At 60.7% G+C, this 24,598-nt stretch carries 24 protein-coding genes; 14 read left to right on the top strand and 10 right to left on the bottom strand.

The window, feature by feature from the left end; genetic code table 11:
* Positions 1 to 61 precede the first annotated feature (61 nt).
* The 5 genes from SYN65AY6A5_RS10540 to SYN65AY6A5_RS10520 form a co-directional block, all read right to left on the bottom strand.
* Positions 62 to 616, bottom strand: coding sequence for a DUF2808 domain-containing protein (locus tag SYN65AY6A5_RS10540; protein ID WP_228375387.1), 555 nt, complete (start codon positions 614 to 616; stop codon positions 62 to 64).
* Positions 617 to 854: 238 nt separating this feature from the next.
* Positions 855 to 1,040 (bottom strand): photosystem II reaction center protein PsbZ, encoded by a 186-nt coding sequence (gene psbZ, locus SYN65AY6A5_RS10535; RefSeq protein WP_011429012.1) that lies wholly within the window; start codon positions 1,038 to 1,040, stop codon positions 855 to 857.
* A gap of 118 nt (positions 1,041 to 1,158) precedes the next feature.
* A complete protein-coding gene (locus tag SYN65AY6A5_RS10530; protein ID WP_099884380.1) occupies positions 1,159 to 2,430 on the bottom strand; it encodes an RNA-guided endonuclease TnpB family protein in 1,272 nt (423 codons plus the stop codon).
* A 187-nt stretch (positions 2,431 to 2,617) separates the two neighbouring features.
* Positions 2,618 to 3,310 carry a queuosine precursor transporter gene (locus tag SYN65AY6A5_RS10525; RefSeq protein ID WP_011429014.1) on the bottom strand — a complete coding sequence of 231 codons (693 nt, stop codon included), beginning with the start codon at positions 3,308 to 3,310 and terminating at the stop codon, positions 2,618 to 2,620.
* Positions 3,310 to 3,966, bottom strand: a complete 657-nt coding sequence (locus SYN65AY6A5_RS10520; protein ID WP_011429015.1) for a response regulator — start codon at positions 3,964 to 3,966, stop codon at positions 3,310 to 3,312. The genes SYN65AY6A5_RS10525 and SYN65AY6A5_RS10520 overlap by 1 nt, the downstream gene beginning before the upstream one ends.
* A gap of 238 nt (positions 3,967 to 4,204) precedes the next feature.
* Here SYN65AY6A5_RS10520 and SYN65AY6A5_RS10515 point away from each other — a divergent pair, with 238 nt between their 5' ends.
* From SYN65AY6A5_RS10515 to SYN65AY6A5_RS10455, 13 genes are all read left to right on the top strand, one after another.
* Positions 4,205 to 5,323, top strand: a complete 1,119-nt coding sequence (locus SYN65AY6A5_RS10515) for a class I SAM-dependent methyltransferase (RefSeq protein WP_011429016.1) — start codon at positions 4,205 to 4,207, stop codon at positions 5,321 to 5,323.
* Between the two features lie 152 nt (positions 5,324 to 5,475).
* The gene (locus tag SYN65AY6A5_RS10510) at positions 5,476 to 5,934 is read left to right on the top strand and encodes a hypothetical protein (RefSeq protein ID WP_049749696.1); all 459 of its coding nucleotides are present in this window, start codon (positions 5,476 to 5,478) and stop codon (positions 5,932 to 5,934) included.
* Between the two features lie 113 nt (positions 5,935 to 6,047).
* Positions 6,048 to 6,392: an MgPME-cyclase complex family protein gene (locus SYN65AY6A5_RS10505; protein ID WP_011429018.1), complete on the top strand. Its 345-nt coding sequence runs from the start codon at positions 6,048 to 6,050 to the stop codon at positions 6,390 to 6,392.
* Between the two features lie 376 nt (positions 6,393 to 6,768).
* On the top strand, positions 6,769 to 8,142 hold the full coding sequence (locus tag SYN65AY6A5_RS10500) for an MFS transporter (protein WP_228375388.1): 1,374 nt from the start codon (positions 6,769 to 6,771) through the stop codon (positions 8,140 to 8,142).
* A gap of 182 nt (positions 8,143 to 8,324) precedes the next feature.
* Entirely contained in the window at positions 8,325 to 9,515 is a 1,191-nt protein-coding gene (locus SYN65AY6A5_RS10495) for a glycosyltransferase family 4 protein (RefSeq protein WP_011429021.1), read from the top strand.
* Positions 9,516 to 9,616: 101 nt separating this feature from the next.
* The gene (locus SYN65AY6A5_RS10490) at positions 9,617 to 11,356 is read left to right on the top strand and encodes a GAF domain-containing SpoIIE family protein phosphatase (protein ID WP_228375389.1); all 1,740 of its coding nucleotides are present in this window, start codon (positions 9,617 to 9,619) and stop codon (positions 11,354 to 11,356) included.
* Positions 11,357 to 11,449: 93 nt separating this feature from the next.
* The gene (locus SYN65AY6A5_RS10485; protein WP_099812611.1) at positions 11,450 to 11,668 is read left to right on the top strand and encodes a hypothetical protein; all 219 of its coding nucleotides are present in this window, start codon (positions 11,450 to 11,452) and stop codon (positions 11,666 to 11,668) included.
* 131 nt (positions 11,669 to 11,799) lie between these two features.
* On the top strand, positions 11,800 to 13,269 hold the full coding sequence (gene argH / locus SYN65AY6A5_RS10480) for an argininosuccinate lyase (protein ID WP_099884378.1): 1,470 nt from the start codon (positions 11,800 to 11,802) through the stop codon (positions 13,267 to 13,269).
* 91 nt (positions 13,270 to 13,360) lie between these two features.
* On the top strand, positions 13,361 to 13,981 hold the full coding sequence (locus tag SYN65AY6A5_RS10475; protein WP_011429026.1) for a hypothetical protein: 621 nt from the start codon (positions 13,361 to 13,363) through the stop codon (positions 13,979 to 13,981).
* Positions 13,982 to 14,864: 883 nt separating this feature from the next.
* Positions 14,865 to 15,992: a UDP-N-acetylglucosamine 2-epimerase (non-hydrolyzing) gene (wecB, locus tag SYN65AY6A5_RS10470; protein ID WP_011429028.1), complete on the top strand. Its 1,128-nt coding sequence runs from the start codon at positions 14,865 to 14,867 to the stop codon at positions 15,990 to 15,992.
* A 206-nt stretch (positions 15,993 to 16,198) separates the two neighbouring features.
* Positions 16,199 to 16,423, top strand: coding sequence for an ureidoglycolate lyase (locus tag SYN65AY6A5_RS14170; RefSeq protein ID WP_206336818.1), 225 nt, complete (start codon positions 16,199 to 16,201; stop codon positions 16,421 to 16,423).
* A gap of 738 nt (positions 16,424 to 17,161) precedes the next feature.
* Positions 17,162 to 18,283, top strand: coding sequence for a cell division protein FtsZ (gene ftsZ, locus SYN65AY6A5_RS10460; protein ID WP_011429031.1), 1,122 nt, complete (start codon positions 17,162 to 17,164; stop codon positions 18,281 to 18,283).
* A 69-nt stretch (positions 18,284 to 18,352) separates the two neighbouring features.
* Entirely contained in the window at positions 18,353 to 19,324 is a 972-nt protein-coding gene (locus SYN65AY6A5_RS10455) for a D-alanine--D-alanine ligase (RefSeq protein WP_011429032.1), read from the top strand.
* A 19-nt stretch (positions 19,325 to 19,343) separates the two neighbouring features.
* On the opposite strand, the gene SYN65AY6A5_RS10450 is transcribed toward SYN65AY6A5_RS10455, so the two are convergent.
* Positions 19,344 to 19,841: a hypothetical protein gene (locus SYN65AY6A5_RS10450; RefSeq protein ID WP_041438022.1), complete on the bottom strand. Its 498-nt coding sequence runs from the start codon at positions 19,839 to 19,841 to the stop codon at positions 19,344 to 19,346.
* Positions 19,842 to 19,981: 140 nt separating this feature from the next.
* Between SYN65AY6A5_RS10450 and bchM the strand changes: the two genes are divergently transcribed.
* Entirely contained in the window at positions 19,982 to 20,647 is a 666-nt protein-coding gene (gene bchM / locus SYN65AY6A5_RS10445) for a magnesium protoporphyrin IX methyltransferase (protein WP_011429034.1), read from the top strand.
* A 51-nt stretch (positions 20,648 to 20,698) separates the two neighbouring features.
* On the opposite strand, the gene SYN65AY6A5_RS10440 is transcribed toward bchM, so the two are convergent.
* The 4 genes from SYN65AY6A5_RS10440 to SYN65AY6A5_RS10425 all read right to left on the bottom strand — a co-directional run bounded on the left by SYN65AY6A5_RS10440 (position 20,699) and on the right by SYN65AY6A5_RS10425 (position 24,158).
* Positions 20,699 to 21,466: a HEAT repeat domain-containing protein gene (locus SYN65AY6A5_RS10440; RefSeq protein ID WP_240527300.1), complete on the bottom strand. Its 768-nt coding sequence runs from the start codon at positions 21,464 to 21,466 to the stop codon at positions 20,699 to 20,701.
* A gap of 99 nt (positions 21,467 to 21,565) precedes the next feature.
* Positions 21,566 to 22,312 carry a peptidylprolyl isomerase gene (locus SYN65AY6A5_RS10435; RefSeq protein ID WP_011429036.1) on the bottom strand — a complete coding sequence of 249 codons (747 nt, stop codon included), beginning with the start codon at positions 22,310 to 22,312 and terminating at the stop codon, positions 21,566 to 21,568.
* Positions 22,313 to 22,384: 72 nt separating this feature from the next.
* Complete coding sequence (locus SYN65AY6A5_RS10430; protein ID WP_011429037.1) at positions 22,385 to 23,179, bottom strand: hypothetical protein; 795 nt, start codon at positions 23,177 to 23,179, stop codon at positions 22,385 to 22,387.
* 61 nt (positions 23,180 to 23,240) lie between these two features.
* Complete coding sequence (locus SYN65AY6A5_RS10425) at positions 23,241 to 24,158, bottom strand: DUF1517 domain-containing protein (protein WP_041438024.1); 918 nt, start codon at positions 24,156 to 24,158, stop codon at positions 23,241 to 23,243.
* Positions 24,159 to 24,598 lie beyond the last annotated feature (440 nt).

Below are 24,598 nucleotides of genomic sequence, written 5' to 3'. Positions count from 1 at the left end.
CCGAAACCCCCTGTTCAGGGATCCACTCTCAAAACTCTCCCCCGCTCGAAGGGAGCTGCCCTTAGAAAGTGAGCCGCTCCGGATCGTCGATGGTGATGAGCCAGTTGCCCACATTGCGGAAGAGGGGGTTGGGCTCTGTCCCCCGTACCCGCGCCTCTACCCGGTAGATGCCGGCAGCGGAAGGATTGCGCACATTGGAGAGCACCAAGCGGATCTCCTGGCCGGCGGCAATGGGCTGACGGGCCACCACCTCCAAAGAGCGAAACTCCTCGTTCCAGTACACTTCCGCCAGCTCCACCGGCTTGCCCTCCACCTCTAGGCGCACGTTCTCCGGGTCGATGACGGCATCGAAATTTCTATCCCCGTTGATCTGCACCTCTGCCACCGCCACGTTCTGAGGCGGGATCGTCAGGCGATAGCGATCCAACCGACCGCGAATGCCGCGAAAATCCAGCCGGTAGCTGAGGACAGGTACCCCTTCGCTGCCGGTGATCACCAGGCCCGACTGCGCCGCTGCCGAAGGGGACAGCACCCCTACCAACAAGCCTGCCAAAATCAGCCTCGTCCCCAGCCGGGCCAAGCGGAGGCTCCACGAACGCTTCACTGCTCTCAACACCCAAACCTCCCAAAAGACATCAGTGTAGGCACAACTTGCCGCTGACCTAGGGAGCAGCAAGGCCATGAGATTAAATTAAATTGCTATCCATCGTAAGGGGTGGGATCCCTTGTACCGAGAGCGCTCAAGGCCCACGCGGGTGCGGAGATGCGCAGTTTTCCCCGCCCCCAGAACCTTGCAGTCGCAACCCTGATGCTCTGCAACGTCCAGGAGCCTGGGGGATGGGCGTCGAAGGATATCACTTAAAGAAACTAAGTACCCCCACCCCGATCACCATCAGCACCCAGAGCAGGGATCCCACCAAAATCACATTCTTGGCCCGGCTCCAGTCGCTGGCCGAGCTGAAGAGCACCGGCACCGCCACCACCAACAGCAAGCTGTAAAGCACCAACACCAACAAAGCAATTTGGAAAATGAGCATCATGGTCTGGATCCCTCACAAAAGTCTTGTCTTGGATAAAAGCTCCCGACGACACCGGGCTGCCCAACCTGATCCGGCTCGCTGCGCACCGGCGGCAGGGTAGATAGGATAACGCTGTAAACTACCCGGCTCCGACCGCCCCCCCTTCCAGCCCCCCAACCCCCCGTATACGGGGGGCAGGGGGGCGGGGGGATTGAGGGGGGTACGGAGCGGGCTTTTGGTAGCCCTGCAGCTGGCAAGCCAACCACGAACCCCCCTCTTGTCCCCTCGCATGCGGGGGGATGTAGGGGGGCTGGTTTACAGCGACCCCCAAAAGTGCAATCCCGTTGGCACCGTTCAAATCTGCATCCCCTTCCCAACCACAAGCCGGGTTCACACAGCGAAAATGCTTCCCTTCCCGTTGCCCAATCCACAGGCACTGGTGGCAGGTCTGCGAGCTGTAGGCCGGCGAAACCACCACAACCTTCACCCCTGCCCGCATCGCCTTGTAGTGCACAAACTGCCGCAACTGGTAGAACGCCCAACTGTTTGCCCGCCGCCGCTCCGTCTTGCTGCGCGGCTGCCGGTTGACCCGCTCCCGGATCCCGGTCAGGTCTTCCAAGGCAATAAAACGGTGAGTGGCCAGTGCCCTAGCAACAATCGACTTGGAGATGCAGTGGTTCACCCAAGTTTGAAAGCGTCTCTCCCGACCAGACAGCCGTTGCAGCAGTTGCTGACACCGACGTCGTGTACTGCGTGTGCCCTTGCTGGCCTTGCGTTGGAGAACCCCTCTCAAACGGGAGTAGTGGTCTCTGACCTGGTTCAACTGCCGTCCATTCCAGTTATCTCCCTCAGAGGTGTGGGCAATATCTCTCCTACCCAAGTCCACACCAATGGCCTTGACGGCGTGCTCCGGCTCCGGCACCTCAGACTCCACGCCAATCTGGATGGAGTAGGAGCCGCCTTGGCGCTTGACCAACGTGGCTGCTTTGGGATTTGAACCCGCTAGCAGGCCGCGCTGGTAGTGACCTATATCCAGTTCAAAGCGTTCCCGTCCCTCAACGGTGGTCAGCGACACCGTCCAGTCCTTCTCACGGAACGAGAAGATGCGGGCATCGTAGGTAACAAAGCCAGACTTGAACGCCTTGACTGGACGGTTTTTCTGCTGGGCAACCTTGCGGGCACCGGCTAACCTTCTGCACACCTGTTGTGCCAGGTTGCTGGATAGTCCGAAGCGGGTACGAATCTCGCGGTAGCAGAGAGATTGGAGCTTGACGGCGTTGACTATCTTCTCTGGTGTGTTCTCATTCACGCAGTTCAGTGCCTTTGCGAAGGCATCCAGGGTCGCATCCAGCTTGGCGGCTTGCGACACAGACACCTTGAGTTTGCAGGAGATAGTCAGGACTTGGGCCATGTCACGATTATACGTCGTCCGCATTCCTCCCGACCCTGACCGGCACGGCCCCCGGCCCCCCAGTCCCCCCGTATACGGGGGGATATAGGGGGGTACAGGGCGGGGCTCCTGCGGTTTCTAGCTGACTATACCAAAACTGGGATCCCTCTTTTGGCCATATCCGTCGGGGCAGCCATGGACGAATGAACTACCCAGATACGGACTGCATTCGGAAAGGGTTGAAGTCGGTTGCCACGTCAAAGTAGTCTTCCTGTTCTTGCTGCTTCAGCCAGCCGGTGATGACATAGGTCAGGGGCGTACAGACCGCCTCAACGGCACACTTGAACACGTAGTTGGAGACAATGAGGCTCATCAGACCGGGAAACACCCCCCAGAAGGCGATGAGAATAAACAGGCCCGTATCCACCGCCTGGCCCACCAGGGTGGAGCTGATGGTGCGTGTCCACAGCCAGCGTCCCCGCGTCCACACCTTCAGGCGGGCCAGCACATAGGCATTGGCAAAGCTGCCGCTCCAGTAGGCAATTAGGCTGGCCAGTACAATGCGCGGGGTAAGGCCGAGAATCTGTTTGTAGGCTTCCTGGTAGGGCCAGTCGGGGGCTGCCGGCAGGGATCCCACGATCATCAAGGTCGCCGACATCAGGGCCGCCGAGATAAATCCCAGCCAGATCACCCGCCGCGAGCGGGCATAGCCGTAGACCTCCGTGAGGATGTCGCCGAAAATGTAGCTGAGGGGAAAAAGGACGGTGCCGCCATCGAACGTAAACGGCCCCAAGAGCACGATCTTGGTGGAGGCGATGTTGGAGATCAGCAGCACAGCCACAAACAGGGCCGTCACCGCATCCAGGTGCCGATAGGCGCGCTCAAAAACCCTCTCAGACATCAGGATCCCCCCAACAGCTTGCGGATGTGCTTTAGCTCCTTGACGATCAAGGCCAAGCCCTGGCTGTGCCGTTCCACCTCGCTGGTGAGCTTACGGATCTGCTCTTCCAGGTTAGCGCTGTGGGATTCCTGACGCTCCAGGCGCTGGTTGAGATCAGAAAGCCGCGTCACCACTTCCCGCTGGATAAGGTTTTCCGTGCCTTGGATGAGCAGCGTCTCGATGGCGGTGAGCTTGTTCAAGAGCAACTGGGTGTTGGTTTCCGATCCCGGCTCTGCTGCCGCCGCAGGGGCTACTTGCAGGGCCTTTTGAATGCGAGCCAGAAGAGCCTCCGCCTCAAACGGCTTTTCAATAAAATCGAAATCGACAAAAGGCTCAGGGACGCGGGCTGTTACCTGCTCTTTCATCCCCGACATGATGATGACAGGGGTATTCTTCAGGCTCTCTTCCTGCCGGATGGCCTGCAATGTGTCATAGCCGTCCATCTTGGGCATGACAAAATCCAGCAAGATCAGGTCGGGGTGATGTTTTTTGGCAGCCTCCAGGCCCGCTAGGCCGTCTTTGGCCTCCAGCACCTGAAACTGGTCAGCCAAGATGCTGGCCACCATCTTGCGGATCATGATGCTATCGTCAATGACCAACACCGTCTTGGCTGTCATGCTCGGGCGCCCCCTTTTCCCAATCTACTCGACCTGCTCAGCCTCTTCCTCCAGCGCATGAAGCATCAGAGGCGTCCTTCCTGGGACACCAATAGAGTACTCTCCCTCTCAGGGAAGTGGAGTGTTTACAGCTCCAATTTCGCCGACTCTCCCAAGGCCCAGAACTTGCCGGTTTCGCATCGCTGCCTTGCTATAATCTAACGTAAACAAACATTAAGCATTCGCACCTTGCAGGGTTATGAGCTTACAGTTGAGCTCCGAGCTGTCGCTGCCGATCCCATCTCCAGTCGGAGAAGCTGCTTACCGCGCTTTTCAGTGGGGCAAAAATCTCTTTGGCTTTGCCCACAAGGCTCTCTCCACCCAGGCTTTGGAGCTGATGCTCTCTGTGCTCAGGGAGCTGCAAAGTTTTTCCTCTGGGAAGCCCCTACCGCCGCGGGAGCGGGTGAAGGTCAGCCCAGCTACTTTGCAAGAGTTGCGGGCTCGTTACGAACGGCTGCTACAGGTCGATTGGCAAGACGCCGAGGCAGGTTACTACCCTCACGCCCTTCTTTTCGATAACCCCTGGCTGGACTTTGCCCGCTACTACCCGCAGGTATGGCTGGATCTGCCGCAGATCACTCAGCGGGTACACAGCCGGCGCTACCAAGAGTTTTCTCCAGACATCTCCACCGAGGGCTATCCAAAATACTACCTGCAAAATTTTCATTACCAAACCAACGGTTACCTGAGCGACAGCTCGGCTGAGCTCTACGACCTGCAGGTGGAACTGCTGTTTGGTGGCGCGGCAGATGCGATGCGGCGACGGGTGATCCGCCTGCTCAAGGATGGTCTCGATCCTGCTCTATCCGACCCCCACATCCTCGACGTAGCTTGTGGCACCGGGCGCACGCTGCGCCTGCTGCGGGGATCCCTGCCCAAAGCGGCGTTGTACGGCCTGGATCTTTCCCCTGCCTATCTGCGCAAGGCCAACCGGCTGTTGCAGGAGTTGCCCGGGGAGCTGCCCCAGCTCATCCGCGCCAATGCCGAGGCCATGCCCTACGCCGACGCCACCTTTGATGCGGTTGTCAGCGTGTTTCTCTTCCACGAGCTGCCCGGCCCGGCCCGCCAAAATGTCATCAACGAGATGAGCCGGGTGGTGAAGCCGGGGGGCGCCATTGTCATCTGCGACTCGGTGCAACTGCTGGACTCGCCCGAGCTGGAGGAGACGATGGAAGCTTTTGTGCAAACCTTCCACGAACCCTACTACCGGGACTACATCCGCGACGACCTGGGGGTGCGCCTGCAGCAGGCAGGCTGTGAGGTGTTGCGCCGAGAAACCCACTACGTCAGCACTTATATCTTGGCCCGTAAGAGTTGAGCGCCCTTGCCAAAAGCTTAAGAGGGTAAGGAGATTCGCGGTCGCCTGGCCAAAGGCTGTATAGTAGTATCAGACACGAAACCTCGGATAAAAAGCTAGGTCATCAACGCCCTTAAGTGCAAGGCGTCAGAATCTTTTCTATACTTAGGCTCATGTCCCCTCCGTATGGATCCCTTCGTGCCGGCATCACTGCTCTCAAGCAGGAGCGCTACTTAGAGGCGATCAACCTCCTTGAGTCTTTCTGCTACTGCTGCTCGATTCACGAGAGCTCGCCCCGCCAGAAGGAGCGCAACGGTTCCAGGATAAACCCTGAGGAATGCGCTTTGGCGCGGGTAGCCCTGGTCATGGCCTATCAGGGCAGCGGCGACTTGGAGCGCTCGACCGCGCTCTGTCAGGAGCTGTTGGAGCAGGGGGAACCCTCCTCAACAACACCCCTCTGGGCGCAGGAATGGGCAGCTCAAGCTCTGCCCACCCTCAGGCAGGCTTCAGAGCAGTCTATGCCGCCTGAGGAGGTGATGGCGCGGCTGCCCGTCCCCCGGCAGTTGGAAGACTGTCAGACCCTGTGTAGCTCCCGCGATCCCGCCCCGCATTTACTCAAGTCTGCCAACTAATCCTGCCAGTAGGCTGAAGTTGGCAACTCTGGGTGAAGAGCCGACAGGAGAAGTTGTGTTTTCGCCAGGAGCGCGCCTCTAGGTGTTCGAGTCTCACATGTTAATCGTAGAGTATGCCTGCTGCTGAGCCCACCACCTACCACTTTATTGTTGCCAGTCTGTCTTTTTTGCGCTCTGAACCTCTGGAGGAAGTGCTGGAGGAGCGTCGCCGACACTACGAGGAGCACCATCGCTCCATCGATTTCTTTTGGGTGCCCCAGCCGGCTTTCATGGAAGCTCCAGAGCTGCGTCCCCTGCGCCACAAGTTAAAGGAGCCGCTGGGGGCAGTGGTCTCGACCAATGAGGATTTCATCCGTTGGCTGGCGGTGCGCCTCACTTTTGTGGAAAAGGGCAGCTTCGTGGCCCCCAGCGAGTCGATCCCGGATCCCTTGCGCTCCCTGTCCTTGGCAGAGGGTTGATGAGATCCTGCCGGCGCGACCGATGGGAGGTGTCGCCCCCTCCTCGAGACGGGCGCGCAAGTTTGATTGCGGGATGGGCCAAGATTAAGATCAGGGCACCTCTCTCCGTCCAGCAGCAGTGGCGGCACGAGCCGGCATGAAAAGCACCTGTCAGGGCCAAGGCGGGGGAGGGAGAAAGGTTACACGGGGCACTATGACTTTGGAGCGACGAGGGGATTGGCCGGAAGGGGAGGCGGAGGTCTGCCAGCGGACTCCTCATCTTCGGGATCTTCCTCCCACATTTCCTTCAACTGAGGTGCTAAAGTCGGAGGCCCCCCCACTTGAGCCGCCGGCAAGTCCTCCCTCCGGCTCGCTGGCGTGTTCGTCCGGGAATCCCTTGCCGGAGCCGCTCCCTGAGGATCCCAAAGACGACGGCCCAACCGAGAAGCTGAAGCAGGAGGATGCTGCTCTGGCCGGGCCAGGCCTGAGAAATTTCCTGGCCGTGCTGCGCCGACGCAATTTCCTGCTGCTGTGGATAGGGCAGGTGTTTTCCCAGTTGGCCGACAAGGTGTTGTTGGTGCTGCTGATTGGGTTGATCTCGAGGCAGTTTCAGCCGGAAGGGGCCTCCATCAGCGGCTGGGTGGCGGCGATCATGCTGGCTTTTACGCTGCCGGCGGTGTTGTTGGGCAGCCTGGCGGGGGTATTTGTGGATCGCTGGCCCAAGAAGGGGGTGCTGGTGCTCTCCAACGTGGTGCGCGGGATCCTGGTGCTGCTGTTGCCGCCGCTGCTCTGGCTGACGGCGGGGCGCAACTTTTGGCCAGGGATCCCTTTGGGCTTTGGCGGGCTGCTGTTGATTAGCTTTGCCGTGTCTGTTTTGACCCAGTTTTTTGCCCCTGCCGAACAGGCCACTCTGCCCCTGATCCTGCCCAGGCGGGAGCTGTTAGCGGCCAACTCCCTCTACACCACGACGATGATGGCTTCGCTGATCGCCGGCTTTGCCATCGGCGAGCCGCTGCTAACGCTGGCGGATCGTTGGGGGCGTGCGTGGTTGCCCGGCTGGGAGGTGGGGCCAGAGCTGTTGGTGGGGGGAGCCTACCTGTCGGCGGGAGCCCTGCTGCTGCTGTTGCAACCCCACGAGAAGCTGGAGCCCAGACCTTGGGAGGCTCCCCATCTCTGGGAAGATCTCAAGCTGGGCCTGGAATACATCGGGCAAATGCCCTTGATCCGCGCGGCCCTGCTGCAAATGGTGGTGCTCTACTCGCTGTTTGCGGCGCTGGCGGTCTTGGCGGTGCGCATGGCCGAGGTGACGGCGGAGCTGGAGGCAGATCAGTTTGGGGTGTTGCTGGCGGCTGCCGGCCTGGGCATGGCCATTGGGGCCTTTTGGGTGGGGCATACGGGCCGGCAGGTGAGCCGTCGCGCCTGGAGTGGGCTGGGATCCCTGTTGCTGTGTCTGTCCTTGGCGGCCTTGTCCTGGACGGAGGGGAAGCTGTTTCCCAGCTTGGCTTGGATTGCCCTGCTGGGCTGTGGAGGGGCGTTGGTGGCGGTGCCCATGCAAACCCTGCTCCAGGAGGAGACCCCCGAACATCTGCGCGGCAAGGTTTTTGGACTGCAGAACAATGCGGTCAACATTGCTCTCAGTTTGCCGCTGGTTTTGGCGGGGGTGGCGGAAACCTATTTCGGCCTTGCCTGGACGTTTCTCGGCCTGGCGGCCCTGACCGGGTCGGCGGGGCTGTACCTCTGGGGTCTGCTGGGCAGAGAGGGGCACAGATAAGTTTTTCTGCTGGATAGCTGCGACGTAGGGCTGGGTATCTGTCAATGCCTTGTCGGTCTGGGTTTCTCCCCTGAGAGGGGAGGAGCGGGCCGAGGTGGGATGCGAGTCTGCTACCCTTATAGAGGCTTTGGAATCGCACATCCCCTTGTAGATCAGCGTTCTGGCGCCGTAGGGATCCGCCCATGCACATCGCCTGGATAGGCAAGAAGGCACCTTTCTGTGGCAACGTCACCTATGGCCGTGAGGTGACCAACGGCCTCTTGGAGCGGGGACATCAGGTGAGCTTTTTCCATTTCACCAACGAAAGCCCCTCCCCCAGCCTGGAGGCCCCTGCTGTAGAGGGATCCCGTCCGGGGAGCCGTTGGCGTGCTGAGCTGGCGGGGCGGGATGTCTCCCTGCCCTGTCTGTACAAGTCGCAGATTTATACGATCCCAGCTCCCAACGCCAGGCGGCTGCTCACCCAGGCGCTGCGGGAGTTGCAGCCGGATCTGGTGCATGCCTCGCTGACGATTTCTCCCATCGACTTTGTCTTGCCGGAGATCTGTGCGGAGCTCAACCAGCCGCTGGTGGCCACCTTCCACCCGGCCTTCGACCGGCGGCGGCGCAACATTGCCTCCCGCACCCAATACCTGGCCTACCAGCTCTATGCTCCTTGTTTGGCCCACTACGACCGCACCATCGTCTTCTCGGAAACACAGCGGCAGATCTTGGTCAGGCTAGGGGTGAGCCGCGAGCAGGTGGTGGTCATTCCCAACGGCGTCGACGTGGATAAGTATTCGCCGGGGCCCTCCACCCTTAAGCAACGGTTGGGGCTGGAGCGGATCTTCGTTTACCAAGGGCGGATCTCGCCGGAAAAAAATGTGGAGGCCTTGCTCAAAGCCTGGAAGCAAGCTCAAATGGGCGAGAAGTGCGGCCTGCTCATTGTGGGGGATGGGCCGCTGCTCAATACCCTCAAGCCCTTCTACACCCGCCAGCACGGGATCCACTGGCTGGGCTACGTTGCCGACGAGCAGCAGCGCATCGAGATCCTGCGCGGATCCGACGTGTTTATCCTGCCCTCTTTAATCGAGGGGCTCTCTTTGTCGTTGCTGGAGGCGATGGCCTGTGGGGTGGCGGCGGTGGCCACCGACGTCGGGGCCGACGGCGAGGTTTTGGCCGATGGAGCCGGGATCCTGTTGGATCCGGCTCGGGTGACGGTGGAGCTGCAAACGCTGCTGCCCCTGCTGCGGGATCAACGGGAATTTACGCAACTGCTGGGGATGAAAGCCCGCCAGCGGGTGCTGGAGCGCTACACCCTCAGCCACAACCTCAGCCGGTTGGAGCAGCTCTACCAGGAGCTGTGCCGGGGATCCCGTCAGCGCCGCCGCGCGTAAGGAAGACTATTGGGATTGGGCTGAAACTTTTGCGACAAAGCTTTTGATATTTTTGCTAAACTGCATCGTTATGTTTCCAAGGGATTGCCTCTAAGTTCCCGATGGATGAGTACGGCCCGCAAAAAGCCTTTCCGGCGCAGCCCCCTGCCGGGCTGTCGGGTTCGTCCTGGACGGAGTCTTTGCTTGCCCAAGGCGCGGACAGAAACTCCTTTCCCGCCAACGTTCCGGCTGCGTCGCTGCCGCCCACCGACGAGCAGGGCGATCTGCGCTCGGCCCAAGCTGGCCCAGATGGGGATCCCGCCGGTGCGCCCAAGGCGGCCTCGGAGGAGAGAAAGCTGACGGAAGTGAAACCGGCCATCTTGCCCGCCCCGCCGAAGCCGGAGCCGGTGGCAGAGCTGGGGACAGACCAGCAGCCGATGCTGTATTTGCTGGGGGGATTGGCCTTTGCCCTGCGCTCCTTCAACAACCTGAACCAGATCCTAGAGCTCACGGCTTTTGTGGCCAGCCAACTCACCGCTGCCGACGGCGGCGCGCTGGTGTTGTTCAACCCCAACGGCACCATCCAGCTAGATCAACTGCATTGTTCGGACCTCGACCGCCGCGAGCAGATTCGCGCCGAGATGGAGCAGATCGCCCAAGCTCTGTCTGCGCAGGAGCCCATTTTAAAAACCGAGGGATCCCTGTCTGTGAAGATCCCAGCCCTGGAACATCTCTTGGACGAGCGCCTGCGCCAGAGTCTGGGGCCAGATGTCCGCCTGTTCGGGACGCCGCTGTTGATTCGCAGCTCCGTCCAGGGGCGCCTGTACGTCTTCAGCCGTCAGCCCGGCTACCAGTGGAATGAACGTCGCCAACAACTGCTGCGGTTGGTGGCTGACCAAGCGGGCGTGGCCATCGAGAACGAGCGCTTGACGGCGGCCTTGCGCCGCAAAATGGCCCTGGAAAAAGAAATGGAGATCGGCTCCTACATCCAGACCCAACTGTTGCCCCGCCAGTACCCCCAGGTTCCGGGCATTCGGCTGGCAGCCCGCTGCCGTGTGGCCAGCAAGGTGGGGGGCGATTACTACGATTTCATTAAGATACCCAGCGAGCGACCGGAAAACTCTAGGGCCGCCGCCGATGAGCCGGTTGGATCCCTGGCCCCTTCCCCTGAGCCATCCGAAGACTTTCGCCTGGCCATCGTAATTGGGGACGTGATGGGCAAAGGTGTCCCTGCCGGCATGTTGATGAGCATGACCCGCGCCATGGTACGGGCAGAAGCCCTCAACCGCCACTCGCCGGCCCGCGTTCTCCAACATCTCAACCGGGCCATGTACAGCGATCTGGAGAACTCCAATCGCTTTATCAGCCTGTTCTACTCAGAGTACGATCCCCGCTCCCGTCGCCTCTGTTTCAGCAACGCCGCCCACAACCCCACCCTCTGGTGGCGGGCCCGCAGCCGCGACATCCAGCCCCTCGACACAGAGGGAGCGCTGATCGGCTTGGAGGAACACAGCCAATACTCGGAAAGCTGCGTGCACCTGCAGCCGGGAGATGTTGTAGTTTATTATACCGATGGCTATGTCGAGGCCGCCAATACCCGCGGGGAGCGGCTGGAGACTTCAGGTCTGATGGAGGCCATCCAGCGGGCTGCCAGTCGCTACGAGTCGCCCGAGGAGATCCTGGAGAACCTTTTTGAGCAGATGGACGCCTTCCGGGGCCGCCAGGGATCCCACCCTGTTGTCCCAGGGCCGCCAGTGGATGCAGGGCTCTTGTTTCAGGATGAGATTTCCCTGCGGCCTGAGCCGGTGGACGATACGACGCTGGTGGTGTTGAAAGTACTGCCCGATTCTGAGCCAACCTAGCTACGAAGGTTCAAACTAAGGGTACCCTCTAGCTAGGGAGGCCACTTAGGTGGCGGCCCGCTTTCCCAGTTGACCTTTGCCTGAGGTACATGCATGCACTCCACTGCTTCTGGCTCTGAGCCCTCCTTAGTTTACTTGCCGGCCTCGCCGGCCTTGCAGACGGAAGCGATCGTCGCCCAGGTGTTCCGGCAGGACGTGCTGGGCGATATCCGCAAGGGCTGGAACAACTTCGTGGAATCGGGCCAAATTTGGGCCCTTTTGATAGGGATCGTGGCAGGCTACATGCTCAAGAGCATCACCAGCTCTCACTAAAGGCGGTGGCGCCCGGATTCCCTGGCCCCAAGGTGGCGGCGTTTTGGCTGTCGTTGCCTTGCTTGCTCTTTTCCGCCTCAACTGCAGCCAAGTCTTTCTGTGGTGGTCATCTCTCTCCCCGTTCCAAGCCCATGGCTAAGCCGACGGCACCTTCCACCCCGCGCCCCTGGAGCGGACGCTTTGCGGGAGCCCTCCACCCTAGGATTGCCCGCTTCAACGCCAGCATTGGCTTCGACATTCGCCTTTTGCCCTACGATGTGGCCGGATCCCTGGCCCATGTGCAGATGCTGGGGGCCTGCGGCATCTTGAGCCGCGAAGAGGCAGAGCAAATTCGGCAGGGGCTGGAGCAGATCGAGAAGGAAGTTGCCGAGGGCATCTTCCAGCCTGACCCTGAGGCGGAAGATGTCCACTACGCCGTCGAGCGCCGTCTGGTGGCCTTGGTGGGGGAAGTGGGCAAAAAACTGCACACGGGGCGCTCCCGCAACGACCAAGTGGCCACCGACCTGCGCCTCTACCTGCGGGATGAAATCGACACCATCCGGCAGGCTCTCTGGGAGCTGCGGGGGGTTTTGTTGGACTTGGCCAGCCAGCATGTGGAGACAATCCTGCCCGGCTACACCCACCTGCAGCGGGCCCAGCCCATCAGCTTGGCCCACCACCTTTTGGCCTATGAAGAAATGCTCTGGCGGGACTGGCAACGGTTGGGACGGGTGCGGGAAGAGGTCAACGTCTGTCCCCTGGGCTCCGGGGCCTTGGCCGGCACTTCCTTGCCCATCGACCGGCAACTGGTTGCTCATCTGCTGGGCTTTGAGCGCATCAGTGCCAACAGCCTAGACGCCGTCAGCGACCGGGACTACCTGGTGGAGTTCCACGCTGCCGCCAGCCTGATCTTGGTGCATCTCAGCCGTCTCTCGGAAGAGCTCATCCTCTGGGCCACCCAGGAGTTTGGCTTTGTCGCCCTCACCGATGCCTGTGCCACGGGCTCCAGCCTCATGCCCCAGAAGAAGAATCCCGATGTGCTGGAATTGGTGCGGGGCAAGACAGGGCGGGTGTTCGGCCATCTCCAAGCTCTGCTGGTCACCTTGAAGGGGCTACCCCTGGCCTACAACAAAGATTTGCAAGAGGACAAAGAGGGGCTCTTCGATACCGTCGATACTGTGAAGGCTTGCTTGGAGGCGATGACCATCCTGCTGCGGGAAGGGATCCAATTCCAAACCCAACGCATGGAGGCCGCGGTGCAGGAAGACTTCTCCAACGCCACCGACGTGGCCGACTATCTGGTGCGAAAAGGGATCCCCTTTCGCGCCGCCCACGATCTGGTGGGTCAGATCGTGCGTACCTGTGTGGCAGAGGGAATTCTGCTCAAAGATCTGCCCCTGGAGCGGTGGAAAAGCTTTCATCGAGCCTTTGAGGAGGATATCTTTGCGGCCATCGATCCCCGCCAGGTGGTGGCCGCGCGGCTCAGCGCTGGAGGCACTGGCTTTGCGGTGGTGCGGGAAGCCTTGCAACGGGCCCAGGCCCGCTACCAACAGACAGAGCCGGCAGAAGAACCCCCGCTGCCCCCCTCCTCACCTGGCTCTGGGCTGCCCTTGGAGAGCTGAGCAGCGGCCCTGCCTCCATTCCCGCTTGCCCCCTCTGTCCGCGACCCCAGAGCGACCTCCCAGCCATTGGCCTTGAGAAAGCGGAGGAAGGATGCGATCCCAAGCCATCTCCCCACCCCCCTCTGCCCTGGGAGAAGTGGTGGAGGCCAACACCACCACCCTTGTGGCCCAGTGCCTAGAGCCAGAACGCCTGAGCTTCCCGCCCCTGCCCGCCCTCGGCAGTTGGATCCGCTCGCAAGACGAGGAGACCGGCAACTGGATCTATGGAGTGGTCTGCTATGCCGCCATCACTCCCATCGACACCGTTCACCGTCCCAGGGCCTTGGGCCTCTCCCCCCGGGAACTGCGGGAGCAGCAACCCCAGATTTTCGCCATGTTGCGCAGCGATTTCCGCGCTGCCATTGTCGGCTTCGTTGGCGGGGGGCGGGTTTATCAGTATCTGCCGCCGCGTCCGCCCCAGATCCACCAGCCAGTTTACCCCTGCTCTGAAAGCGAGGTAAGGGAGTTTTGCCGCTCTTTTGAGTTTTTGCGCACCCTGCTGCGTGTCAACGGGATCCCCAGCGACGAGTTGGTGGCCGCTGTCATCCGTCAGACTTACCGGATCTTGAACCGGGATCGCCACTGGTTGGTGCAAGCAGGGCGGCAGTTGAGCTCGCTGTTGCGGGACGACTACGAATACCTTAGCGCAATTTTACGAAAGATTGAAGCCTAAGCGAAGAAGTATTGAGAATAGTCCTGAATCCCGCGGAAATTTCATCTGAGAGTGATAGCCTGAGGCGAAATCCTTGTGAATCATCCCTTTTGTACCCCATTGCTTGCGTCAAAATGTTTAACAAATTTAATCCCTCTGACAAACCCTCCAAAGGCAACTGGGCAGGTCGCACTTTTTCTGCTGCTGTGGGCGCTTCGCTGGCAGCGGCTGTTTGCATGGCTCATGGCCAGCCGCCCTTTATATCGCTGCTAGTGGCCAGTTGTGCAACGGTGTTTACCCTCGTTTGTGATGAGATGGGCTGGATATAGGCTCGGGGTCAGCTTTGGGCTCTCAGCCCCTCTGAGGCAACCATCGAACGACATGCAAGATACCCACGGATCAAACGCCGCTAAGAGTCTCTCCGCCCCTGCGCAATTTGTTTCGGCGAGCCATAGCCCTCGGCAAGCTATTGGAGGGCAGTAGAAGAGGGCGGATACGGATTCCTGTCTCTCCAGGCTTTTGGCTGGATCTAGAGGCCCTGGTAACTGTCCCCGGCCCGGCAGCCTCTGGGCCCACTTGGGCGAGGTGGGCAGGGAGCGAGCAGCGCTGTTTGGTTTTGATGTTTTTTGCCGGATCCCTGCCCAGGGCTGGCTTCGGCGAAGCAAAAGGTAGAGCAATCGGGGGTTAAGATCGGGGGGAGCGCCCTCTGCTGGTTTCTCTTTGCCTATAGTTGGCCCCGGAAACATCCCCATCTACAGAGGCTGTGCTGCCGTAACTTGAGAACCAGGCAGGCGGGAGCCTCCGATCCCAGTCAGGGCCTTTCCAAAACCCGATTTGACGGCCGATCTGTCTGGAGCGGGGCCAGAGTTGCTCGCTTCCCCCAGGCGCCGATGCCCTTGAGCCTATGACCTCCCTTCCTCTGGTTTCTGTGATCTTGGGCACGCGGCCCGAAGCCATTAAGCTGGCTCCGGTAATCCAGGCCCTGCGGGCCAGTCCCCACCTGCGCACCGAGGTGATCCTGACAGGGCAACACCGGGAGATGGTGGATCAGGTGATGCGGCTCTTCGGCCTACGGGCGGATCGGGATCTGGAGATCATGCGTCCCCGCCAAAGCCTGACCGACATCACCGAAGCCACCCTGCGGGGTCTAGAACCCTACTTGCAGGCGCAGCGGCCCCAACTGGTTTTGGTGCAGGGCGATACCACCACCGCCTTTGCCGCTGCCCTGGCTGCTTTTTACCAACGCATTCCAGTAGGCCATGTGGAAGCCGGCCTGCGCACCGACGATCTCTACCACCCTTTTCCCGAAGAGGCCAATCGCCGTCTCATTTCTCAGTTGGCCAGCCTGCACTTTGCTCCCACGCCGCAAGCGGTGGATAACCTGAAGCAAAGCCGCGTGATCGGCTCTATCTATTGCACGGGCAACACCGTCATCGATGCCCTGCTACAGGTAGCTGCGCTTGGGATCCCCTGCCCCATCCCTGGCTTGGACTGGGGGCGCTATCGGGTTTTGTTGGTTACTGTGCACCGGCGGGAAAACTGGGGGGATCCCTTAATAGCCATCGGCCAGGCTCTGCTGCAGATTTTGGCGGAGTTCCCCGACACGGCCCTCCTCTTGCCTCTCCACCCCAACCCCGCGGTGCGAGAGCCCCTGCAGGCCCTGTTGGGATCCCGGGAGCGAGTTTTTCTTACCGAGCCCTTGGACTATCCCTGCTGGGTCAGCGCCATGCAGCGCTGCACTCTCATCCTCAGCGATTCCGGCGGCATTCAAGAAGAGGCGCCAGCTTTGGGCAAACCGGTGCTGGTGCTGCGGCAGACCACCGAGCGCCCTGAGGCGATTGCTGCCGGCACCGCCCGCCTGGTGGGCGCCCATCCCGAAAAGATCCTGGAGGCGGCCCGAGAATTGCTCACGGATCCCCAGGCCTACGCCCGCATGGCCCAGGCTCAAAACCCCTTCGGCGACGGCACCGCTGCCAGGCAAATTTGCCACATCATCGAGAGGCAGTTTAACTCGCCCAGCTCACCAGAATAAGGCCCGCAGAGACTCAGACTGGGGTGAGAAAACCGTTGCCTGCTCCTCCCTTTCTTCGGCTGCCCCGAAAAAAACTAGGATCGACTGCTGGTACACCGGCAAAGCCGTCATCCGCACCGCCAAGATCCTGCCCAGCTACCCGGCCGTGCTCTGCCGGAGCGCCACCTGCGTATGTGTTTATAGCCTTGGGACAGGAGCCATTCATCATGGTCATGGCTCCCCCCAAAACCCTCCCCGACCTAGACAAAGTGCAAGCCCTGCGCTTCCCCCCTGGGCACGGGCTGCTGCTGCACCGCGGCACCTGGCACGCTTTCCCCCTCGCCTGCGAGCGCCCCGTTGTGGTGCTGACTGCCAACTCCGACGAAGTGGTAGAGGCCCTGGCCAGCAGGACGACGGCGCAGGATCAGGGGGATCCCTGTGCCAGCGGCTGAACGCCGAGATCCATTTGCAGCCGCTCTAAGCCCATGGCGCGGATCCCCGACGGCACCCCCCCACCGGCTCTTTCGGCGCAGAAGCCTTCGGCTTTAGCCGTGGGGTAGTTTGCAGAATACCCAAACCTCAGCATTAAAAATCGGCAAAAATTGGCGGTTGGTCTGCCAGGCTCGAATTGGGAGGGGTGAGTATTCTCGAATACTCCGAAAAGAAAACGCAAAGTTAGCTTTTAGGCAAGCGCAAGCTCAGCTCCGACCGAAGCGCGCTGGGGGCAACAGTTCGTCCTAATTTGGGCTCTATCTACTAGGTGTTCGGGAATACGTACCCTTCGATAGGAACCTCGCTTGTACAAAAGAGGAAGCTTAACTGCGAGAGAAGATTCATAGGCAAAGTACGAAACATGAAAGCGCCCAGATTATCCGGATGAGGCTCTTTTTGGGGGCCGCATCCGCCTAGCTAGAAGATCCGCAAACGTCTTCACCGTTGGCATCTGAAGAGAGTTGCCTTATATTAAATCAGCTAGCATGTTCGATATTTGCCAGAATTAAGCTATCTTGAGGGCTGACATGCCATCTAACCATTGGTCAGACTTCCATCCTCCCAGTCCTGGGCAAGGCTTGGAGCAAACTCAGTCAACGCCTTCCCATTGGAGTGAGCGCTACACGGGGGAGGACTCTCAGGTCGAGTATGAAAGAAACGGAGCCCAGACCAAGGCAGCGGCTCATCCAGAGGAGAACATGCTGAGCAATGCCGCGAAAATTAAGGTGGTGGGCGTGGGGGGTGGAGGTGGCAACGCGGTCAGTCGGATGGCGGCCAGCAACCTCAAGGGTGTTGAGTTTTGGAGTATCAACACGGATGCTCAGGCCCTTGCGCAGTGCTCGACATCAACGGTGAACCGCCTGCAAATCGGGCAAAAGTTAACCCGCGGGCTGGGGGCAGGCGGCAACCCGGCCATTGGTCAGAAAGCCGCCGAAGAGTCCAGCGAAGAAATTGCAGCGGCTCTCAAAGGGGCAGATTTGGTCTTTATTGCCGCCGGCATGGGAGGGGGCACGGGCACCGGTGGAGCCCCTATCGTCGCCCAGATTGCCAAGGCCAGCGGTGCCCTGACGGTGGGGGTGGTGACGCGGCCTTTTTCCTTTGAGGGCAAGCGGCGCACCAAGCAGGCCGAAGAAGGGATCCAAGCGCTGCAGGAGGCGGTCGATACCCTGATCGTGATCCCCAACGACAAGCTGCTCTCGGTGATCTCTGAGCAAACTCCTGTGCACGAGGCTTTTCGCGTCGCGGACGATGTCTTGCGTCAGGGGGTGCAGGGCATTTCGGACATCATTCTCATCCCCGGCATGATCAACGTGGATTTTGCCGATGTGCGCAGCGTCATGGCCGATGCCGGCACTGCCTTGATGGGCATTGGCATGGGATCCGGCAAGTCCCGCGCCCGCGAAGCTGCCATTACCGCCGTCTCCTCTCCCCTTTTGGAAACTTCCATCGAAGGGGCCAAGGGCGTGCTCTTCAACATCACCGGCGGGCTGGATCTGTCGTTGCACGAGGTCACGGTAGCCGCTGAGATTATCGCTGAGGCAGTGGATCCAGAAGCCAACATCATCTTCGGCACCGTCCAGGACGAGCGCATGCAAGGGGAGGTGCGCATCACCGTCATCGCCACCGGTTTTGACGGATCGCGGTCGGCTGCCGCTTCTGGATCCAAAGCCTCGGTCGCCAACAAGGGGGGGGTGGGGACGCGTAGGACCACTGCCTCTGGCTCTGAGCCACCGCCTCGACAGCCCCCTGAGCCTGAGCCCCCTGCATCCGGGGGCTTGGACATTCCCGAGTTTTTGCGCCGCCGCCGTCCTCCTTCGTAGGTTAGAGTGAGGGAATGCGGCTATCCTGGTGCCGGTTGCTGGGAGTGGGGAGTGCTTTGGGGTTAAGCCATGAACATTGTTATCTTGGCAGGGGGTCGTTCGGCAGAACGTCAGGTTTCTTTGGTAACGGGCAAAGCCTGTAAGCGGGCGCTGGAGGATCTGGGGCATCGGGCGAAGTTGATCGACCCCGAGGAGGATCTGCCGCTGCGCCTTTGGCAGGAACGGCAGGCAGGCTGCGACTTCGTCTGGATTGCCCTGCATGGCCCCGGCGGTGAGGATGGGGTGGTGCAGGGGATGCTGGAGTGGCTGGGCTTGCCCTATCAGGGATCCGGGCCGTTGGCCAGCGCTCTGGCCATGGACAAGCTGGTCTCCAAGCAGATCTTTCGGGCCGAAGGGATTCCCACTCCTGAGTGGCTGGTCTGGGATGAAGCGCAGCCGCTCTCCTGGGCCGAGTGTGTGGCGCGTTTGGGATCCCCGCTGGTGGTGAAGCCCAGCAACAGCGGCTCGACGGTGGGGATTAGCCTTGCGCGGGATGAGGTGTCGTTGGCTCAGGGGCTGGCGTTGGCCAGCTCGGTCTCCTCGCGGGTCTTCCTGGAGCGCTACATTCCCGGCAAGGAGATCACCCTCTCCATTCTCTCCGGCCAGGTTCTCCCGGCCATTGAGATCATCCCTGCCCAGGGAGATTTTTACGATTACGAAGCCAAGTACGCCCCCGGCGGCTCACGGCATTTGATCCCCTGTTCCCTCAGCGCGGCAGGGCTGGCCCGCTGCGAGGCGGCAGGGCTAAGGGCCTATCGGGTGTTGGGATGTGAAGGTCTGGCGCGGGTGGATCTGCGGGTGGATGCCGACGAGAACCCTTGGGTGCTGGAGGTGAACACCCTGCCCGGGATGACCCCCACTTCGCTTTGCCCAGAGGCGGCGGCAGCTCTGGGCTGGACGTTTACGGAGCTGGTGGAGCGGATGCTGCAGGATGCCCTGCAGAGGGCGGCATTGACTCGCTCGGCCCCGTCTGGATCCCGGCCTTCGCCACAGCCGGCCTGATCCCCAGCCAGACTGCTTTCTAGAGAAAGAAAAGAAGCAAAACCGCCACCGCCATCCCGACCATCAGCACTGCTCCTGCCGGCCACAGCCAGGCAATAGGGGATCCGCCTTTGCCAGCAGCTTTTTGGCCGGGACCCTTTTCTTTGGGCTCAGGCTGGGGGCCGGCGGAATCGGGAGCAACCAGCGTTAGATCCTGCAGCAGCCGGTTGCCTTGCTTTTCCAGCACGAGCGTGGTCTCCTCAGCGCTCAAGAGAGGATCCCGCAGCGGCTGGGTTTGCTGCCACTCGTATTCGGAATGTCCTGACGCTCGCCCATAGACCGTCACCTGCTCCAGGCCGGATAGGCCCAACGCCTCCAGCGCGGCTCGCACCTGTTGGGTGAGATGGGGATAGTCGAGCTGGGTTTGCGGGGAGCGGTTGAGGAGAACGTGCAGGTGAGCCTGGCGACGCTTGACGGCGATCTTGACAGGGACGGCCAAGCGAGCCTGCAACGCCTGGGCAATCTCAGCTTCCGTCATTGAGTTTTATTCCAGTGAAGGCAAGTTAATTCTAATACAGCCATGGGACAGGCGCTGGGAGTGGCGGCAGCGGCTTCGGGGTAGAATGTATCCGCATCGGCAAGGAAGGCCCCTGAGGAGGTCGTGTAGCTGGAAGTTCTATGCAAGAAAAAGCCATTGTCCGCAATTACTTCAACACCGTCGGTTTCGAGCGCTGGCGGCGCATCTACGGCAACGAGGAAGTCAATTTTGTCCAGAAAGATATTCGACTGGGCCATGCCCGCACAGTCGAGACGGTGTTGCAATGGCTGGGGGATCCCTCCGGTCTGCGCATTTGCGATGCCGGCTGCGGAGTGGGCAGCCTTAGCTTGCCTTTGGCCGCCCGAGGGGCGCAGGTGTTTGCCAGCGACATTTCCGAGCAAATGGTCAACGAAGCGCGTCGCCGCCAACAGATGGAGCTGGGATCCACAGACAACCCCCAGTTTCAGGTTTTGGATTTGGAGGAACTGACGGGGGAGTACGATGTCGTCGTCTGCCTGGATGTGATGATCCACTATCCCGAAGCCGACGCCCTGCGCATGCTCAACCACCTAACTTGCCTGGCCCGCTCTCGCCTGATCTTCAGTTTTGCTCCCAAAACCCCCTGGCTGACGCTGCTGAAGAAAGTAGGGGAGTTCTTCCCTGGCCCCAGCAAAACCACCCGCGCCTATCAACACCGCGAGGCGACGTTGGTGGGCCACCTGGCCGAGTGGGGCTGGAAAGTGCAACAACGCCGAACCATTCGAAGCCGCTTCTACTTTGCCTGGCTGCTTGACCTGGTTCGCTGAAGCCGTCGCTCCTAGCTTGCTCTGGGGCCGAGCTGCCTGGGCTCGACCAGGTCAGTCGAAGTTACCCAGTTTTTCCAGCAAATCCGGATCTGCCAGCTTTTGCAGGGCAAGTCGCGCATCATCCTGGACTCCCCAGTCAGGGTCGCCGCTGGCGCTGGCCAGCAACTGCTTGGTGAGCATTTGATAGAGAGCTGTATAGGGCGTCGCCGGCTTCAGATGTTGCCCTAGGATCCCTAGGCTCCAGGCGCAGTTGCCGCGGACTGCCGCCACCGGATCGTGGGCCAAGCCCCGACAGAGGGCTGCCGCCACCTCTTGCAAGGCCGGGCCGGGCAACACCTGAGCTTGGGCCAATTGTCCGAGGGCGCTGGCCGCCCACAGTCGCACGGCTGTGATATCTCCGGCCAATACTTCCAGCAACACCGGATAGGCCCGCGGATCCTTGGCATTGCCCAGGGCCCACACCAACCCTTTGCGCACATAGCCATTCCAATCCCGGCGCAAGCTGTCGATCAGCAGCTCCACCTCACAGGGATCCGAATTTCGACCTAGGGCATAGGCCGCCCCTACCCGCACCAATGGGCAGGGATCCCTGAGCAGAGCCAACAGGGACGGCACGGCACGGGGCTCTTCGATCTCACAGAAGGCGCGGGCCGCCTGCATCCGCAAACGGGGATCCGGATCCTGCAACTGCTGCAGCATCCGCTCCACATCTACCTCCGGCGGCGAGTGAGGTGGCAGCTCGTCTAGGGGAGAAAAGGCATCTTGGTACATGAAGGGGCGCGGGCAGATTGGTGCCGTTGGCGGGGAGGGCAGGAGCACGAAAATCTCTTCTCCCCAGGCAAAAGGCCAGAATGAAGGCGGAAAAAGCAGCCAAGCAAGCAAATCCTGGCTGCAGCCCATCATAAGCCGCCGAGGTCCCTAGTTTGCAGTTGAATCTGGAGATCCGGGAACCTGCAGCAAGTCCGCTCCTTCCAGCACCCGCGCCGAGCGGATCACATCCCCCACCTGCAGGCGCTCCACCCACTCCATGCCACTGGTGACATAGCCGAACACCGCATAGCGCCCATCCAGGATCGGCAGAGCAGAGAGGGCGATGTAAAACTGGGAAGAGGCCGAATCCAGCGGGCTAGAACGGGCCATGGCCACCGCGCCCAAGCGATGGGGCAAGGCCAGCTTGCTCAGGGCGATGGGATCCTCAATCAAGGTGTTGTAGCGGGGGTGAGGCTCCCCACGCACCTGAATCTCCAAAGGGATGGTGCGCAGGCGGTTGCTGCCCGGCTCGGTAGCGCCACCGGTGCCATCTCCCCGCGGATCCCCTCCTTGCACCACAAAAGGTTGGGGATCTTTCTCCACTCGATGGAAGGTGAGACCGTTGTAAAAGCCCCGCTGCACCAAATCCACAAACTGGCCAGCCGTGAGGGGCGCCTCCTCCCCGTGAATCTCCAAGATCACCTTGCCCGCTCCCTCAGCAGTTTGCACCTCTAGCTCCACCAGCGCCTTGCCCTGCAGTTGCGGGCGATGGGCGTAGGCCGGTGGGATCCCCGATGGAGAGCCAGAGGAGGGGAGTGCACGGCGACAAGCGAACAGACCAAGACAGAGGTACCCCAAAGCCAAGCCCAACCCCACTCTGCAGCGGCTCATTCGCCCCAGCTTGGTAAATTGCATCTGCCCCTTCTCCCTTTTTCGATTTGATCCAACTTTCCACAGGGATCCCTCTCCAGATGTCAAGAGAGATATCTAGAGCCGTTGCGACAACCCCAATTGCAAGGTGACGCTTTGAGCGCCATTGCTTACCCTCACCCCGTAGGGGCTGATGGAGGTGACCCGCCACTCTGCTTTCACCGCCTGGCCAACCGGCACCTGTCGCACCACGTTGTCGATCAGAATCAGAGCCTTGGGATCGCCCGGATCGTGGATCAACCCCACCAGCTTCATCTGCGGCGGCGGTTGAGGCGGGATCCGCACCGGCGCAGACCTGAGGGAGGGAGGAGAAGCGCTGGTTGCCGCTGCAGGGGTAGGAGCGGTGGCCGCTGGCGGCCTTACGGGGGTTGTTTTCGCCTCTGGCTCGGCTAAGGTGATCCTAGGTGGCTCCTGAGACGAAACTTCCTCAGAGGGATCTCGAGGAGTTTTACCTCCCGCCTCTGGGGGCCGAGATGGTTCCTGTTCCTGGGCCAGCCGGAAATCCGAGTTGGGAGAATCGGAGGCCTCAGTCACAGGATCCCTCAGCCAAGGAGAATTGGCCTGAGAAAAGACTCCCGCCCGGCGGCGCAGGGTCGTCCAGAAGGCTAGCCCTGCTACCAGAGTGGCCGCCAAGGCCAAACCCAGTAGGATCCCTGAGGCCATAGAAGAGCGCCGCAAAGGCAGCGGCGGGCGCGTGCCCCAATAGGGGTACTCTTCCACCAGCCCTTCTTCAAGGCTGTGCTCCAAATCCTCAAGCAGCTCATCCAGCAGGGAATCTGCTTGACTCTTGTAACGCAATACAGCCCAAGGAGAACGACGGCTCCTGTCTGCCGAAGCATCAAACCCGGACATAGAACCTCCCTTGGCGGCGAGACCCCTAGCCGACAGCAGCCGTCTCCTCACTCCAGCGCTCTCACAGGAGCCGCATTTCCGGGTACTCGGTCAACAGCGCCTCTGCCGACAGGGTGTCTCCTTCCAACTGCGGCGTCCACAGCACTTCGATCGCCACAATTCGCTCCGCCGGAATGGAGGCCAACTGCAGCAGGCACTGCCGCAGATCCGCCGCAGATTTAACTACAGGTAGTGTACCTAAGTTGCCGCGATACGCAACTAGTAGAGTAACGACCAGATACTCGCCGACATCCGGGATCCCGGCAGCAGCGCGTTTAAGGACCGCTTGGGGAACCTGTTGGATTTGGTTGTTGCGGTTGCTGAGGGTTTCGGCGCTAAACTTGCTGCGCTCTTGCAAAGAGGCTTGGTAGAACAGAGACTCGGCGCGGGAGAGAGGCAGCTTCTCTGCTTGGGCATGGCCATAGGCCCAGTAGTCGCTGTAGCGCATCAAGCCGAGGGTGACCTCTTGCAGGAGTTGGCTCAGCCCTTCCGGCGATTGGGTATCCGCTTCCAGAGCCAGGGCGTTCATGTCTTTTTGCAGTTGCCGGGCGCTGGCCAGCAGGCCCACTTTCACCTGAGCCAGGGTTACTGGCGGGTCAGCAACCCCCTCGTCGCCATCTTCGGAAACAGCCGAGCGCAGGCTGCGCACCAGAAAGCTACCTGCCCCGATGAGCAGCAGCAGTGTCAGCAGGCCGCCACCACCACCCCAGAAAAAGGGCACCACCAGGGGAAAGCCGAACCCCCCTCCATAGCTGGGGTACACCGGAGCCGAGCGGGGGCCAACGGAGCGGGGGGCAGAGAAGGTCGGAGAGCGGAAAGAGCCACCGCCAATGCGACCACCACTGCGCGCCCAGACGGCACTGACGGGGGCCAAGGCCAAGATCAAAGCCAGGGCAATGGCCAGCAGGGGCCGGCAGCTTCGACTGATTCGTTTCAGCATGTTCACGTGTCCATCACGGGGCTAGTCTTCCTCAATTGTATGCTCTTTCCTTAGACAGCAGAGGGCAGGGATCCGAACCTTTTAGCGGGCTATTTGAGCCATTGCTTGTGAATCCCCACCGATTTACTCCTCAGCATCCAACTCAGGATTACTTCAATCTGGCCCATCGAGACTATCGACGGAGGCGACCGCAGTCTTGACACTCCCACCGCCTGAAGGCGGGGGATTCTTACGCAGTCCACAAAAGAACCCGTAACGGCGTTGTCAAAGCGCCTCTAGACAGTTCCTTCACGCAAAGCCCCAAGGTTCTGCTGACTTTCTTAAGCAGGTTGGCGGCAGCATTTGCCTCAGCGTTGACCAACCACCCCTTTGCCGTTTGGTACAGGCCCCGCTTGACACGCTTTCCAGAGGGTCTCCACCCGTCGGGTTTTTCACCATAA

The sequence above is a fragment of the Synechococcus sp. 65AY6A5 genome, from assembly GCF_002760415.1.
Classification (GTDB): domain Bacteria; phylum Cyanobacteriota; class Cyanobacteriia; order Thermostichales; family Thermostichaceae; genus Thermostichus.
Note: the sequence above shows the minus strand (reverse complement) of the source record. Positions and strands in the feature narration are given on the sequence as shown.

What these genes read in the sequence shown, in the direction of transcription:
- psbZ (WP_011429012.1), bottom strand. Translation starts at nt 1,040, where the DNA reads ATGATGCTCATTTTCCAAATTGCTTTGTTGGTGTTGGTGCTTTACAGC.
- SYN65AY6A5_RS10485 (WP_099812611.1), top strand. Translation starts at nt 11,450, where the DNA reads ATGCACTCCACTGCTTCTGGCTCTGAGCCCTCCTTAGTTTACTTGCCG.
- wecB (WP_011429028.1), top strand. Translation starts at nt 14,865, where the DNA reads ATGACCTCCCTTCCTCTGGTTTCTGTGATCTTGGGCACGCGGCCCGAA.
- SYN65AY6A5_RS10435 (WP_011429036.1), bottom strand. Translation starts at nt 22,312, where the DNA reads ATGCAATTTACCAAGCTGGGGCGAATGAGCCGCTGCAGAGTGGGGTTG.
- argH (WP_099884378.1), top strand. Translation starts at nt 11,800, where the DNA reads ATGGCTAAGCCGACGGCACCTTCCACCCCGCGCCCCTGGAGCGGACGC.
- SYN65AY6A5_RS10450 (WP_041438022.1), bottom strand. Translation starts at nt 19,841, where the DNA reads ATGACGGAAGCTGAGATTGCCCAGGCGTTGCAGGCTCGCTTGGCCGTC.
- bchM (WP_011429034.1), top strand. Translation starts at nt 19,982, where the DNA reads ATGCAAGAAAAAGCCATTGTCCGCAATTACTTCAACACCGTCGGTTTC.
- SYN65AY6A5_RS10425 (WP_041438024.1), bottom strand. Translation starts at nt 24,158, where the DNA reads ATGCTGAAACGAATCAGTCGAAGCTGCCGGCCCCTGCTGGCCATTGCC.
- SYN65AY6A5_RS10495 (WP_011429021.1), top strand. Translation starts at nt 8,325, where the DNA reads ATGCACATCGCCTGGATAGGCAAGAAGGCACCTTTCTGTGGCAACGTC.
- SYN65AY6A5_RS10475 (WP_011429026.1), top strand. Translation starts at nt 13,361, where the DNA reads ATGCGATCCCAAGCCATCTCCCCACCCCCCTCTGCCCTGGGAGAAGTG.
- SYN65AY6A5_RS14170 (WP_206336818.1), top strand. Translation starts at nt 16,199, where the DNA reads ATGGTCATGGCTCCCCCCAAAACCCTCCCCGACCTAGACAAAGTGCAA.
- SYN65AY6A5_RS10490 (WP_228375389.1), top strand. Translation starts at nt 9,617, where the DNA reads ATGGATGAGTACGGCCCGCAAAAAGCCTTTCCGGCGCAGCCCCCTGCC.
- SYN65AY6A5_RS10530 (WP_099884380.1), bottom strand. Translation starts at nt 2,430, where the DNA reads ATGGCCCAAGTCCTGACTATCTCCTGCAAACTCAAGGTGTCTGTGTCG.
- SYN65AY6A5_RS10455 (WP_011429032.1), top strand. Translation starts at nt 18,353, where the DNA reads ATGAACATTGTTATCTTGGCAGGGGGTCGTTCGGCAGAACGTCAGGTT.
- SYN65AY6A5_RS10515 (WP_011429016.1), top strand. Translation starts at nt 4,205, where the DNA reads ATGAGCTTACAGTTGAGCTCCGAGCTGTCGCTGCCGATCCCATCTCCA.
- SYN65AY6A5_RS10510 (WP_049749696.1), top strand. Translation starts at nt 5,476, where the DNA reads ATGTCCCCTCCGTATGGATCCCTTCGTGCCGGCATCACTGCTCTCAAG.
- SYN65AY6A5_RS10505 (WP_011429018.1), top strand. Translation starts at nt 6,048, where the DNA reads ATGCCTGCTGCTGAGCCCACCACCTACCACTTTATTGTTGCCAGTCTG.
- SYN65AY6A5_RS10525 (WP_011429014.1), bottom strand. Translation starts at nt 3,310, where the DNA reads ATGTCTGAGAGGGTTTTTGAGCGCGCCTATCGGCACCTGGATGCGGTG.
- SYN65AY6A5_RS10430 (WP_011429037.1), bottom strand. Translation starts at nt 23,179, where the DNA reads ATGTCCGGGTTTGATGCTTCGGCAGACAGGAGCCGTCGTTCTCCTTGG.
- SYN65AY6A5_RS10520 (WP_011429015.1), bottom strand. Translation starts at nt 3,966, where the DNA reads ATGACAGCCAAGACGGTGTTGGTCATTGACGATAGCATCATGATCCGC.
- ftsZ (WP_011429031.1), top strand. Translation starts at nt 17,162, where the DNA reads ATGCTGAGCAATGCCGCGAAAATTAAGGTGGTGGGCGTGGGGGGTGGA.